The following is a 13,138-nucleotide window of genomic DNA, read 5'->3' on the forward strand; positions in this document are numbered from 1 at the left end:
GCGGCAAATGAGTAATCAGCAGGCGACCCATCGCGTCGCGCTGGCGATTTTCGCCAAAACCATTGGCTTGAGCCCTGTCAAAACGCGGTTGGCAGAGACAATAGGCGAAAAAAAAGCCACTGAATTTTACGCCAAAAGCCTCGCGGCGGTCGCGCAGGTCGTGCAAGAGGCCGTGCAAATAGTCGCCCAGCCAGCAGCTCAGACAGCAGCTCAGAAAATAACCGCCCGTGGTCAGATTGAGGCCATCGTGCCTTATTGGGCGGTTGCCGAAGCGGAGGCCGTTAAACCGTATAATCAAACAGTGTCTGCCGAAAAGCCACCGTACTGGGTTTATGCGCGTGATAATTTGGCGACCAATTTTGCGGCGCTATGGACAGGAAATGGGGATTTAGGGCAGCGTTTGGCACAGGTTTATCAAGCCTTGCAACCGCATTATGATGCGGTGATAATGATAGGCACCGATAGCCCGCAGCTTATACCAGATCAGATATTACAAGCCCATGATAAATTAAAGCAACAGCATAATAACTTTGTCGTTGGCCCAGCTTATGATGGGGGGTTTTACTTGTTTGGCGCAGCGCAACCGATAGCGCCATCCGTCTGGACGGCGGTTAATTACAGTGTCGCTGAAACATGTCAAATGTTGTGTGCCCAGTTGTTAAAAAAAGGGCTTGCAAAGACCGTTCTGCCAGTAGCGGGCGATGTGGATGTCTTTGCTGATTTACTACGATTGCGCGATGAGCTCTCACAACTGCCACGGAAAAATACGGCACAGCAGGCCTTGTTTGCTTGGTTATGTGATGAGCTACCTGATTTCATTATCTGATTTCGTTAGCAAGGTTGATTAAAACGAAGGATTAGGGCGAGGAATTAGGGCGAGGAGGAATTAGGGCAAGCGTCAGGATGACCCATCAAAGCTGAAGCCACCGTGAATGAACCAAACGCATAAATCACATCATCAGGTGTTGCCATGGCTTTGGCGGCAGCCAACGCCGCTGTCAAGTCTGTATAAGAGGCCATTGGACACGTTAAGTAAGGCGCTGCAATGGCAGCCAGTGCTTTTGCCGATAGTCCTCTGGTACCAGGCGTATCACCCAAAAAAACACGGTCAAAACAGCCGTCAAGTGCGGCAAACACCTGTGCATGGTCTTTATCAGCTAGCATCCCAATAACGGCATAGCACTGTGAGTAGCGGTGGCGGTGTTGTGCAATGATACGGCGAAGATTGTTGGCGGCATCTGCATTATGGGCCACGTCAATAATAATATCGGGTGCTTGGGCGATTTTTTGTAGCCGTCCTGCGAGCGCAAACTGGGCTAAGGCGTCTGTATAATCCTCAGGTAAATAGCCAATCCAGTCCAATAAGGTAATAACCGCTGCTGCATTGTCGATTTGTTTTGCACCCAACTCGGCTAGATTGGCAGGAATTGGGTAGGATTTATTAGGTAGGTGCACGGCTTGATTCAGCGTTTGGTTCGTAATTTGGTTCGTGATTTGGTTCGTGATTTGGTTCGTAATTTGGTAGTCAATTCCGTTGGCTTTTAATGGGATAGCTTGTTTTTGAGTGTATTCGATTAATTCGGGGTAAATGTCGGTTTGCGCAAAGACCAAAGGACGGTTAGGGCGACACACGCCAGCTTTTTCTAGGGCAATGCCAACCACGTTTTCGCCTAAATACTCGGCGTGGTCAACGCCGATACTGGTGATGATGACGGCATCCGCATCAATAATATTGACGGCATCGAGGCGGCCACCGAGCCCAACCTCTAGAATAGCGCACTCGACTTGTTCAAAAAAGAAGACCAATAATGCCGCCAATGTGGTGGCTTCGAAATAGCTCAGCGTAATGTCGCCGCGTGCAGATTCAATGCGTTGAAACTGCTCGATAATTAATTGGTCGCTGACAGGATTGTTATTGATTTGAATCCGTTCATTAAATACAGTGATGTGCGGGGATGTGTATTTACCGACTTGGTTGAGTTGTCCTGCAAAGCAGTCAGCCAACATCTGACAGGTGGAGCCTTTGCCGTTGGTGCCTGCAACTGTGATGATGCACTGGGTCGCGATACGCTCGATATGGTGGCGTTGACGGAGTGTTTGCCAGACTTTTGCGGTGCGGTCTAGCCCCATATCAATGCCAACAGGATGCAGCTTTTCATAAAAAGAAAGCCAGTCGGATAAATGCCAGCTGGTGGTGTCAATAGGGCGATGCATTGTTGGGTTGGCTGAGGGTTAGTTAAACATTCAGCGAGAAAGCCAGCGAGAAAAACAGTTAAAGCACGCGTTAGAAAAGCGGTGAGAGCACAGGTTATTGTTTTTCATGCGTTGTCGTGTCTGATGGGTTATCGCTTGAGTTATCGCTTGAGTCGTTGCCTGAGTGGTTACTTGGGCTGTCGCTGTTGTTTTCTTGTGTCGGTGTTTTTTCAGGCGCGTTGTCTGCTTTGTTGTCTGCCTTGTGATGCGCTGCGTCAGTTCGCGCTGACACAGGCGCATTGCCCGTTTTATGATGCATTAGCGCATTGAGTAAACTGGCTAATTCGTCGCGTAGTGCTCTGCGATCAATAATTCTATCAATGGCGCCTTTTTCAAGCAAAAATTCGCTACGCTGAAACCCTTCGGGTAGGGTTTCTCTAACGGTCTGCTCGATAACACGCGGGCCTGCAAACCCGATTAAGGCTTTGGGCTCTGCGATAATTAAGTCGCCTAGCATCGCAAAACTAGCCGAAACGCCACCCATGGTTGGGTCGGTTAGTACCGAAATAAATGGTAAGCGGGCATCGCTTAGTTTGGTGAGTGCAGCAGACGTTTTTGCCATTTGCATTAACGAAGTGAGACCTTCTTGCATTCTGGCGCCGCCAGACGCTGAAAAACAGACAAACGGACACTGCGCCGCAATAGCGGCTTCGACAGCTTGAACAAATTTCTCACCGACGACAGAGCCCATTGAGCCGCCCATAAACGTAAACTCAAACGCCGCAACAACAATAGGCGCATCATGCAAACGACCAGAAAAGGCAACCAATGCATCGTTTTCTTGGGTTTGTTTTTGCGCGGCTACCAAACGGTCTTTGTATTTTTTAGCGTCGCGAAATTTTAGCTTGTCTATGGGTTTTAGCTGGGTGCCAATTTCGACTAGGCTGTCTTTGTCTAGTAGTTTTTCAACGCGTTGTCTCGCGGGTATGCGCATGTGGTGGTCACATTTGGGGCAAACACGCTGGTTTTCAACCAGCTCAGCCGTATAAATCGTGGCGCCACAAGCATCGCATTTAGACCATAGTCCATCTGGCACCTGACGTTTGTCGTTGGTGCGAATTTTCGAGGGAACAAGTTTTTCAAACCAATTCATATCAAAGCCCTTAGGTTAATTGTCTTTATTTATTGTCTGCATTGTCGTTTCCACTGTCGCCTGCATCATTGCCTGCATTATTGCTTCATCATCAATAAGTCAGTCATCAATCGCGTGGCGCAGGGTTTGCATAAATGCGGTCGCGGTTGCCAAAACATTTTCATTATTTTGCTGTGCATTATACAGTTTTTTTACCAATGCGGAACCAACAACGATGCCATCGGCATATTGTGCGAGTTTTTTGGCAGTATCACCGTCCGATATGCCAAATCCGACGCAGATAGGCAGCGTCGATTTTTCTCGGATCGCAGTGATGGCGGCTTCAATCTCTTGATTATCTAGCGCTTTATTTGCGCCAGTAATGCCGCGCATAGAGACGTAATAGACAAACCCTGTGGCGCTTTTGAGTATTTTCCCTAGCCTTGTTTTGCTGGTGGTTGGTGCGATTAGGTTTATTAAATCAATATCTTGTGATTTTATTGATTTTCGGTATTCGGCACCTGATTCATACGATAAATCGACGAGAATTAGCCCGTCAGCACCCGCTGATTTCGCTGATTCGACATAGCCTGTAAAGCCTGATTGATGGATTTCTGCTGGATTTAAATAACCCATTAATACCACGGGCGTGGTTTGGTTTTTTTTGCGAAAGGCCTGGACAGCAGCAAAGGTATCCTCGTAGCTGACACCGTTTTCAATCGCACGTTCACTGGCGTGCTGGATGGTCTCGCCGTCTGCGGCAGGGTCTGAAAAGGGGACGCCTAATTCGATGATGTCAGCGCCGCCAGACACTAACGCGTGCATGAGTTCGGTGATATCAACTCCTGCTGGATCGCCTGTCGTGATAAAAGGGACTAGGGCTTTTTTATTGGCTGATTTAAGCTCAGCAAAGCGTGTTTCAATTCGGTTCATGGTCATTCCTCGCTGCGATTAGGATAAATCAACGCCGTCGATTTTGGCGATGGTGTTCATGTCTTTATCACCGCGACCCGACAGGTTAAGGATGATTTGTTCAGATTTATCCATTTGCTTGGCTAGTTGAAGGGTATAGGCGAGTGCATGCGATGATTCCAATGCTGGAATAATGCCTTCTACGGTCGAAAGTAGCCTAAAGGCAGCCAGTGCCTCTTCGTCATTAATGCCAACATACGTCGCGCGCGCCGTGTCTTTTAAAAAGGCGTGTTCTGGTCCCACTCCAGGGTAATCAAGCCCTGCAGAAATTGAATAAGGCTCGGTAATTTGACCATGTGAGTCGCACATGACGTAGGTTTTATTGCCGTGCAGCACGCCAATTTTGCCACGCTGTAAAGCCATCGCGTGTTCTGTGGTGTCGACCCCTTTGCCTGCTGCTTCTACACCGTAGATTTTAACGCTGCGGTCATTTAAAAAGGGGTGGAATAGCCCCATCGCGTTAGAGCCACCGCCGACACACGCAACGAGGGCATCGGGTAAGCGTCCTGTTTGAGCGAGGATTTGTTGTTTGGCTTCGCGACCAATGACCGAATTAAAATCGCGCACCATTTCTGGGTAAGGGTGTGGCCCTGCAACCGTGCCAATGACATAAAAGGTATCGTCAACGTTCGCAACCCAATCACGTAGGGCTTCGTTTAATGCATCTTTGAGGGTTTTAGAACCCGATTTGGCAGGGATAACAGTCGCGCCCATTAGTTTCATTCGATACACGTTAGGTGCTTGTCTTGCAATGTCTTTTTCGCCCATGTAGACAACGCATTCTAACCCCAGTCTGGCGGCAATGGTTGCGGTGGCGACCCCATGCTGCCCTGCGCCTGTTTCAGCGATAATCCGTTTTTTGCCGATTTTTTTGGCGAGTAGTGCTTGCCCGACCGTGTTGTTGATTTTGTGTGCGCCTGTATGATTTAAATCTTCGCGTTTTAGGTAGATTTTGGCGCCACCATTTTCTTCTGATAAGCGTTTGGCGAAATATAAAGGGCTTGGCCGACCAACGTAGTGGGTTAAGTCAGCATCGAATTCGTCCCAAAAGGCTTTGCTTTTCTTTGCTTTATTGTAGTGATGCGATAAATCCAGTACCGCTTGCATCAGCGTTTCAGAAATAAATTGACCGCCAAATTCATTGAAAAACCCTTTTTCATCAGGGTATTGATAAAAGTTATCGATGTCGCTTTGTTGCATTTGATTTTCTCCAATATGGGGGTGGTAAGCTGTCTATAATCAGCTGGCTATAATCAGCAGACTAGCCGTTTGATTGAGGGGTGCTCAGTTGGTAGAAGATCAATAGATTACGGGTTGGCTAAAATCGTCTTTTTAATCAAGACGTTTTTGATTTTGTTGTAGGGTTTTGGTCGTAGCTGCTTCATGGGGATATTTTTATCACAGGTATGCAATAATTGCAAGGATATTTGCAAGGACATTCGCAAGAACCTTTGCAAGAACCTTTGTAAGGATTAATTGTTTGTGACGTATTGGGATTGACTCGTGGATTTTACTCGCACATCCTTGTGCGGGTAAAGTCAATCGCTGCGGAATTTAGCGTGTGCTTAAATTTGCTATTTGCTGTGTTTTGTTTGGCTATTGTCGTCGCTTTTATCGTTGTTTTTATCGTCGTTTCTGTCGGCATTTTTTGGTTCATTATTTGACGCAGTGTTTGTGCCGTCAATTTTGGTGTTGCGCGTATCCGGGGCTGCCTTGTTTGAATGCGCCTTGTCTGAATTTGCCTTGTCTGAATTTGCCTTGTCTGAATTTGCCTTGTCTGAAGGCGTCTTATCCAAGGGCATCGCGTCCAAATCACTTTCAGATTTAGGTTGCTGCTTGGTGTTATTCACTACTTTGTCGGCAGTTGCTGCCCCTGATGCTGCCCCTGCTGCTGGTGAAGATGCAGGTGTTGCGTGATCTGATTGGCTATTGCTTGGTGGTTGTTTTTGCGAGTTTGGTTGGTAGCTTAGGGTGATGGTTTTGCTGGCGCGGGATGCAATGTGCGTGTTAACTTCGTCTTCGTTGAGCAGGGTGTGGGCGCTTTCTCCCAGGTGGTCAAAGACTTTTTTGTAGCTTTGAGTCAGGTCATCAATCAAATCTGCCGTTTTGCCAAAATGTTCGCTGACTGCTTTTTGGTAGGCTTCTAATTCTTCTTGTGCTTTTTGTGTGGCGGGGTTGTTTTTTGACTTGCTGCCTACCATCTTGCCGATAATAAAGCCGATGATGAGGGCAACAGCGGCGACTAATGCCAGTAATAATTCTTGGTTCATGGGAGCTCCTTTGCGGGTTGTTTAGTGATTGTCGTTTAGTTGTTATTAATTGTCATGGTACTTGTTTTAATGGTACAAATCATCACAAATTTATGACGTGATTAAGATGTGATTATGGCGTCATTAAGATGTCGTTTGGCAGCCAAACAAACCGTTGTTGGTGATCATTTCTGCAACCCCTTCGGGTAGAGCGGCTTGCCAATCGTTATCCCCGTTTTTAATCGATTTAATGATCTCTCTAGAATAAATATCCAACAAGGCCGTGTCACTGCAATCAATGCTGCAAATAAAGTGGTTTGCTTTTAGGTGCTGGTACAAATGATTGATGTCGTCTGCTAAGGTTAAGTTGTCAGCAGTGATGAGATCGTCTGCGTTTTTTTCTGGATAGACGTATAGCCTAGTATTATCTGGGAATAGTTTGCCAAACCCCTCTAGCATGCCGCCTTCGATACCACGGTAAAAGGCATGGTCAAAGATTTGTCGGATATTGATGATGCCTAAAACAATCCCAATTTGCATTTGCGTGTACTGACGAAAATAGGCGCGTAATGAAAAGTAACGGGTATAGTCAGAAATCATCACATGGTAACCGAGATGCGTCAATAGCTGAACGCGTTCGATAATATCGGATTCGGTGGCGCCGTGATCGTTACCTAGCGAGTCATTTAAACTAATCTCTGCGATAGCAATCGTGTTGTCATCATCCACGTCTGCCGTTTTGCGAAAGGCGTGCATGCCTTGTTCAATCATATCAACGTTGAGTTTGGTGACAGGGCGAAACGAGCCTCGAATCGCAAGGACATTCTTTTTATACAACATCTCAGCGGGTACAGCGACAGAGCCATCTGAATAAAACATGACGGCTCGCGTTTTCCAGCTGCGAATGAGGTGTAAGTTAATGCCAAGGTTGTCGATTTCTTCAAAGTAGGGGCCGTTAAATTCAATCGAATCGATTTCTAGTCGGTCAGGCTCTAGGTTATCTGTCAGTGAATCAATGATTTTTCTGGGGTTGTCGCTGTAGTAGTAAGCGCCATAGATAATATTGACGCCGAGTACGCCTAGGGCCTCTTGTTGCTGCTCGGCGGTTTTATCTAGCATCCGAGCGTGGACAATAATGTCCGAAGGCGCGGCGCCAGGGTACATCTGCAAGCGGACACCGCACCACGCATGGCATTCGTTGTCACGGTTCCAACTTTTGGCAGCAACGGTGGCTGCGTAGGCAAAAAAGCGAGAATTCTTTGAGCGTGTTTTGGCAACGCGTTCGATGACAAGGTCAAATTCCTTTTCCATCATGGCTTTGGCGCGTGCTTTACTGACATAACGCCCCCCTGTTTGCACGCCGTAAATGGCATCCGAAAATTGCATGTCGTAGGCTGACATGGTTTTGGCGATGGAGCCTGCAGCCGCGCCAGCACGAAAGAATTGGCGGGCAACTTCTTGTCCTGCGCCAATCTCTACGATAGTGCCGTATTTCTTTTCATCCAAATTGATACGCAATGCTTTTTTCTTAGTAGAGCGGCTGCTAACGGTTTGTTTCATGTCTGCCTCTGATGGTTGTTTTGTCGGGTGGTTGCTTTGTCGGGTAGTGTTAGGTTATCTTTGTTGTTTTAGTCATTTTGGTCATTAATACGACCTTAATGCTGCCATTATACGTCATCTTGGATGCGATGAAAAACGGCGGGCTGGCCCTCAATAGTCAGTGTTGTTTGCATGCGATCAAATGGCATCAAGCCTAGGCAAATCGTTTGCGCACCGATGATTTGGGTTTCGATGATTTGACCAATGTCTCTGCCTTCATGCTGGATAGTTGCATTGACCGCTAAGGTGAGCGGTGCATCAATGGTGGCGACGGCAAAGCCTTTTTTAACTTGGCCCAAATATTTGTTACGAGCGATGATTTCTTGGCCGACATAGCAGCCTTTTTGATAGTTAATGCTACCCCAATTATCCAAAGGCGTCTGCTGGGGTAACCATTTTTCAATGCCGTCAGGCTGGATGTTAAAATGTCCACCAGCCAAGCGCAGTGCATTTACTGCGGGGGTGTTTTCTTGGTCAGGGTGCGTTTGGTCAAACCAATGCGCTAGCGGTGAATCGGCACTAAGGCGAATTTCATAAAAGTGCTTCGGTAGCGCACAGATTGACAATCCATCTTGAGTGATTGCCTCAAAGTCAGCCGTAGGCAGCGTGATGCCTTGTGCCTCGCAAAAGGCTGCTGCCATTGCCTTGTCACAGCCAATGTGGGTGTCGCTGAGTGCTTCAAAAGTGACTTTGGCGCGCAAAACGAACATTTTTAAGCGGTTAACAACGGGCTGTTCGCTGGATTCGATAATGCGTAAATAGAAAGTATCATTCAGTTTGTTTAGTAAAAACACGCCAAACATGCGGCCTTTGTGCGAACAGAATGCGCCGTATTGACAGTGGTTTTCGCTTATCTGATTAACGTCCTGCGTGAGTTGCCCTTGTAAAAAGCTGGTGGTGTCGTGACCGCTGACGGCATAGCTTTTATATGGTAATTTTGCCCAAATGTTATGCATTTTGTTATACTCAATTTATTAAGATAGTTTATTATACGATAGGAGTTTACCAGATGACAGATGCCGTGAAAATCTATAGACCAAAAAAAAATGCCAAACAACCTAATCCCGTAGCGCCATCAGAGAAGCCAGCAGACTTAGAAAGTGCTGGCATGCAGGTCAATCAAGCCAATCAGGCCAATGCGAACTCGCCAGTGTCCGAAAATATGCCCAAAGAATACGGCGGTCGCAAGCCAGAAAAAGGGCTAGAGCCAACGCGCTATGGCGATTGGGAATTCAAAGGGCGGTGTATTGATTTTTAATACCATGTGATGCCACGCCGCTTAATGCTGTGCCGCTTAATGCCGCTTTTTTGCTTGGATTTCGATGTTTTTTAGCGTGAGCTGGCGGTAATGAGGCGGTAATGAGGCGGTAATAAGGTGGCAATAAGGCGGTAATGAGGCGGTAATAAGGTGGCAATAAGGCGAGCTACCGCCGATTTGAAACCATTTTTATTTTTTATTTATTCATAGAGATAAATGTTTTTTTGGCAAAAAGGCATGATTGCCCCGCTTAAAAAGCAATAAAAAGGCGATAAAAAATTAACAAAAAAACTAGCCAAGTCGTCATAAATCTGTAAAATACGCAACACCTATCGGGTGCTTAGCTCAGTTGGTAGAGCATCGCCCTTACAAGGCGAGGGTCAGGGGTTCAAGTCCCTTAGCACCCACCAGTTATTGGAGCGGTAGTTCAGCTGGTTAGAATACCTGCCTGTCACGCAGGGGGTCGCGGGTTCGAATCCCGTCCGTTCCGCCAAATACAGCACGTAGTGAAAACTACGTGCTTTTTTTATTTCCGTTGTCTTATAGAAAGTGAGAAATAAGTTGAAATGCAAAAACCAAAATGCAAAAGCTGCAATAAAAAAATCAAATTACTAATTTTTATTCTTTATCCTTTGTTAGGCTATAAATGTAAGCATTGCAAAATTTATCATGGTGTTAGCTTTGGTAGAAGGATTTGGGTATTTCTTTATTATCCTTTCGGTTATATTAATGGAATGTTCCTTGGGCGGGGCTTGAATATTAGCCATGATAAAATAATTAGTTATGTCGCTTATATTTTTTTAGTGATATGTGCTCTGTTGGTTCTCGATTTGCTTTTATATTGGCTAGTGGCATTGTTTAAAAAGTTTTTTCTTGATTATTCAAAGTCAAATTAATGATACGCCTACGACGTGCGCCAGCGCCTGACGGCGGAGTTTGACGAGCGGGGTGAGTTTATTCAGGGGTATTTGTACGAGCCAAGCAGCCCCTACACCACCAATCCATTGGTCAAAATCGACAAAGCAGGGGATAGCTTAAGCTACAGCTATTACCAAAACGACCATCTAGGTACGCCACAGCTACTCACCGACAAATCCGCGAATGTGGTGTGGCAAGGCTTTTATCAAGCTTTCGGTGACATACAAATCACCACCGAGACGGTGAAAAACCCGTTGCGTTTCCTGGGTCACAAAACGACAGGAACACGTTTTGAATCGCGGCGGATTACTGCGTAAGCCAACGCGAGTCCGCAGTGCGCTTTTGCCTTAGCAAGCGCACAAGGATAAAACCCACGGATGGGTTTTATAGATTCACGACGAAGAAATTAACCTTTACCAAAACTACCACAGGGATTATAATCCTAATTTAGGCCGCTATATGCAAACCGACCCGATTGGGTTAGCAGGTGGCATTAATACGTATGGGTATGCAGGGCAAAGTCCGTTGGTGTTTGTGGATGTTTATGGGCTGGAACCATCTTGCCAAGCTTTGGAGAATGCAGGACTGGGGCATTGGTGTGAACCAAAACCAAAACCAAAACCAAAACCCGATCCAGAAGCATGCGAGAAATGCAAAAAAGCCTGTATAGAAATGGATAGTAGTCATTGTGACAGAAATAGGCCTCACCGAGTACGGAGGCCTGTCTTGGGTGAGCAATGGGTTTGTGAGACAGCGCATGGGCTTAACATTAAAGCTTGTCTTAAAGTTTGTGAAGGGACGGATTTTTGCGCTGAACCATGCGAAAATAGTTAACCGAATAATAATTAGATTGTGAATGAAATGAACTATTTAGATGTAGTGAAAATCTTCGTAAGATTAAATCTTATTTATTTGCTTTATAAATTTATCATAGACATAGTTTTAGTTTATCAGGGAATTGGCACTATGCCTGGAATATTAATAGAGCAGGATTCATTAATCATGCACACCTCTGTTTTTTTGCTAGTTTACGCAACAATCTTCTTTTTATTGATGGCCCTTTTTTGGATTTATGGGAGCACAATTACGTGTTTCGGAAGAGCAGATATGGAGGGACGATATGCGCTAACTAATTTAATAATCATAATTTTCTCTTATTTTAATTTATTTTTGTACACACCTGATATACTATCGATAACTTACGCCTACAGAATGGAAACTCTATTAATTAATAGTGAATTTTCTTCGTTATCTGATTACAATTACTCAGTGTTAGAACAAGTTAATTGGCAAAATGTTGTTATGGCATCTTTTTGGTTCTTTGTGATTATTAAAAGTCAGGGGATTATTCGATTGCTCACAAGAAAATAATTACTCATTTGCCGTAGCTTATTCTTAAAATTAAAACATTAGCATCATGGATACTATAAAACCCACGATGGATTTTATCGTATTACGATAGCGAAATCAGTTAGTGATTAATGGGTCATAAACGGACTTGCGCCAAACTACTCACCGACAAATCCGCGAATATCGTCTGGCAAGGCTTTTATCAGGCTTTCGGTGAAGTGCAAATCACCACCGAGACGGTGAAAAATAACCTGCGTTTTCCAGGGCAGGTACACGACGAAGAAATTAACCTTTACCAAAACTATCATCGAGATTATAATCCTAACCTAGGTCGCTACTTGCAAACCGACCCGATTGGGTTAGCAGGTGGCATTAATACGTATGGGTATGCAGGACAAAGTCCACTGATGTTTGTGGATGAATTGGGATTGAAAGGATATTGTAGTTCTCTGGGGGAATGCCCTGAGCCCTCACCGCCACCTATTTGCAATGGAACATGGTATCAATTTGGTAGTAGTTTGCCTTTCAATGTTCTTGGGTTTTGCTTATGCTATTGGGAATGTATTCCTTGTGGCAATGATGTAGGATTCAGAGCGCCAGGGAATGATAATGCGCACCTGCCTTCAGCGGATGCTGTGACAGTCGGTGGTGCTTCAGTAAGTCCTGACGGACCCATTGATACACCTGCTTATTGTAATTGTGCTCGACCTGAAAATGAATTTCCTTGTCCTGAGCCTGATTGTAAAAAAATGAATAAATAATGAAGATACTCATACTGATGACTGTTTTTGTCGGCCTAAATTTTTTGTTAGTCGGAATTGGTAACCGCCCTGCTATAGACAAGAATCTTATTCCGTCTGAAGCCTTAAATTTACACATTATAAATGAACTATCGGCAGTGCAGTATGTTTATCAGCTCCCTGCAGACTACCCTATTGATGAAAAGGCAGTTGAGCTGAAAAACATTTGGTTAAATAGCGGCTATATGCAATGTCGCGGTCACGGTTATAATCAATGGGAAACCTTTTCTGCTTATGACAATCGCCAGCAAAAAAGTGTCGAAATAAATCGTATCATACATTACTTTTACCACCCTATTGAAAAACGGAAGGTCTTTTTTGTTGCGTCGCAAAATCCCGAAGATAGCTATGATATTTTTTATCGGGATATACAAATAAACACAGCGCAGCACAGTATTTTAAAGCTGTTTTTGAAGCTGCAGTGCGACTAGGGAGAAAATAATAAAATGGCTATTCATTTATTTAAGAATAATGTTTCATTAAGCCGAGCAATCTTATTGACCAGCCTTATTGTTTCAAGCCTTTGTATTTTATCTGTGGCATTATTTATCCCAATTGCATCCCAATTGCTATTGGGTAGCAATCCCCCAATTGCAACTCTAGAGCGCGGTTTAGTAGGCTATATCTTAATCTTATTAGTTAGTATTTTTTTGGTGAATTTCACGTT

General features: G+C 45.1%; 14 protein-coding genes and 2 tRNA genes. 8 read left to right on the top strand and 8 right to left on the bottom strand.

Annotation, left to right across the window (positions count from 1 at the left end; translation table 11 throughout):
• The first annotated feature begins 7 nt into the window (after positions 1 to 7).
• Positions 8 to 826 carry a TIGR04282 family arsenosugar biosynthesis glycosyltransferase gene (locus tag GCU85_RS03415; protein WP_152809391.1) on the top strand — a complete coding sequence of 273 codons (819 nt, stop codon included), beginning with the start codon at positions 8 to 10 and terminating at the stop codon, positions 824 to 826.
• Positions 827 to 870: 44 nt separating this feature from the next.
• On the opposite strand, the gene GCU85_RS03420 is transcribed toward GCU85_RS03415, so the two are convergent.
• From GCU85_RS03420 to ygfZ, 7 genes are all read right to left on the bottom strand, one after another.
• Positions 871 to 2,214 (bottom strand): bifunctional folylpolyglutamate synthase/dihydrofolate synthase, encoded by a 1,344-nt coding sequence (locus GCU85_RS03420; RefSeq protein WP_152809393.1) that lies wholly within the window; start codon positions 2,212 to 2,214, stop codon positions 871 to 873.
• A 94-nt stretch (positions 2,215 to 2,308) separates the two neighbouring features.
• On the bottom strand, positions 2,309 to 3,346 hold the full coding sequence (gene accD / locus GCU85_RS03425) for an acetyl-CoA carboxylase, carboxyltransferase subunit beta (protein WP_152809395.1): 1,038 nt from the start codon (positions 3,344 to 3,346) through the stop codon (positions 2,309 to 2,311).
• A 99-nt stretch (positions 3,347 to 3,445) separates the two neighbouring features.
• Entirely contained in the window at positions 3,446 to 4,258 is an 813-nt protein-coding gene (gene trpA, locus GCU85_RS03430) for a tryptophan synthase subunit alpha (RefSeq protein ID WP_152809397.1), read from the bottom strand.
• A gap of 18 nt (positions 4,259 to 4,276) precedes the next feature.
• Positions 4,277 to 5,497, bottom strand: a complete 1,221-nt coding sequence (gene trpB / locus GCU85_RS03435) for a tryptophan synthase subunit beta (protein WP_152809399.1) — start codon at positions 5,495 to 5,497, stop codon at positions 4,277 to 4,279.
• 374 nt (positions 5,498 to 5,871) lie between these two features.
• The gene (locus GCU85_RS03440; RefSeq protein ID WP_152809401.1) at positions 5,872 to 6,567 is read right to left on the bottom strand and encodes a YhcB family protein; all 696 of its coding nucleotides are present in this window, start codon (positions 6,565 to 6,567) and stop codon (positions 5,872 to 5,874) included.
• A 123-nt stretch (positions 6,568 to 6,690) separates the two neighbouring features.
• On the bottom strand, positions 6,691 to 8,106 hold the full coding sequence (locus GCU85_RS03445) for a TonB-dependent receptor (RefSeq protein ID WP_152809403.1): 1,416 nt from the start codon (positions 8,104 to 8,106) through the stop codon (positions 6,691 to 6,693).
• Positions 8,107 to 8,213: 107 nt separating this feature from the next.
• Positions 8,214 to 9,101, bottom strand: a complete 888-nt coding sequence (gene ygfZ, locus GCU85_RS03450) for a CAF17-like 4Fe-4S cluster assembly/insertion protein YgfZ (RefSeq protein ID WP_152809405.1) — start codon at positions 9,099 to 9,101, stop codon at positions 8,214 to 8,216.
• A 53-nt stretch (positions 9,102 to 9,154) separates the two neighbouring features.
• Between ygfZ and GCU85_RS09940 the strand changes: the two genes are divergently transcribed.
• Complete coding sequence (locus GCU85_RS09940; protein ID WP_218110513.1) at positions 9,155 to 9,403, top strand: DUF1674 domain-containing protein; 249 nt, start codon at positions 9,155 to 9,157, stop codon at positions 9,401 to 9,403.
• Here the strand turns inward: GCU85_RS09940 and GCU85_RS03460 are convergent.
• Complete coding sequence (locus GCU85_RS03460) at positions 9,378 to 9,560, bottom strand: hypothetical protein (RefSeq protein WP_152809407.1); 183 nt, start codon at positions 9,558 to 9,560, stop codon at positions 9,378 to 9,380. The two genes, GCU85_RS09940 and GCU85_RS03460, sit on opposite strands and share 26 nt — an antisense overlap.
• A gap of 177 nt (positions 9,561 to 9,737) precedes the next feature.
• On the opposite strand from GCU85_RS03460, the gene GCU85_RS03465 reads away from it, so the two are divergent.
• The 6 genes from GCU85_RS03465 to GCU85_RS03490 all read left to right on the top strand — a co-directional run bounded on the left by GCU85_RS03465 (position 9,738) and on the right by GCU85_RS03490 (position 12,902).
• A tRNA-Val gene (locus tag GCU85_RS03465) sits at positions 9,738 to 9,813 on the top strand.
• A gap of 6 nt (positions 9,814 to 9,819) precedes the next feature.
• Positions 9,820 to 9,896 (top strand) — tRNA-Asp (locus GCU85_RS03470).
• Positions 9,897 to 10,314: 418 nt separating this feature from the next.
• On the top strand, positions 10,315 to 10,638 hold the full coding sequence (locus GCU85_RS03475; RefSeq protein ID WP_152809409.1) for an RHS domain-containing protein: 324 nt from the start codon (positions 10,315 to 10,317) through the stop codon (positions 10,636 to 10,638).
• An 88-nt stretch (positions 10,639 to 10,726) separates the two neighbouring features.
• On the top strand, positions 10,727 to 11,155 hold the full coding sequence (locus GCU85_RS03480) for an RHS repeat domain-containing protein (protein WP_328592787.1): 429 nt from the start codon (positions 10,727 to 10,729) through the stop codon (positions 11,153 to 11,155).
• A 647-nt stretch (positions 11,156 to 11,802) separates the two neighbouring features.
• Positions 11,803 to 12,432: an RHS repeat domain-containing protein gene (locus GCU85_RS03485; protein ID WP_152809411.1), complete on the top strand. Its 630-nt coding sequence runs from the start codon at positions 11,803 to 11,805 to the stop codon at positions 12,430 to 12,432.
• A complete protein-coding gene (locus GCU85_RS03490; RefSeq protein ID WP_152809413.1) occupies positions 12,432 to 12,902 on the top strand; it encodes a hypothetical protein in 471 nt (156 codons plus the stop codon). Before GCU85_RS03485 ends, GCU85_RS03490 begins: the two co-directional genes overlap by 1 nt.
• Positions 12,903 to 13,138: the final 236 nt, after the last annotated feature.

The sequence above is a fragment of the Ostreibacterium oceani genome, from assembly GCF_009362845.1.
Classification (GTDB): Bacteria; Pseudomonadota; Gammaproteobacteria; order Cardiobacteriales; family Ostreibacteriaceae; genus Ostreibacterium; species Ostreibacterium oceani.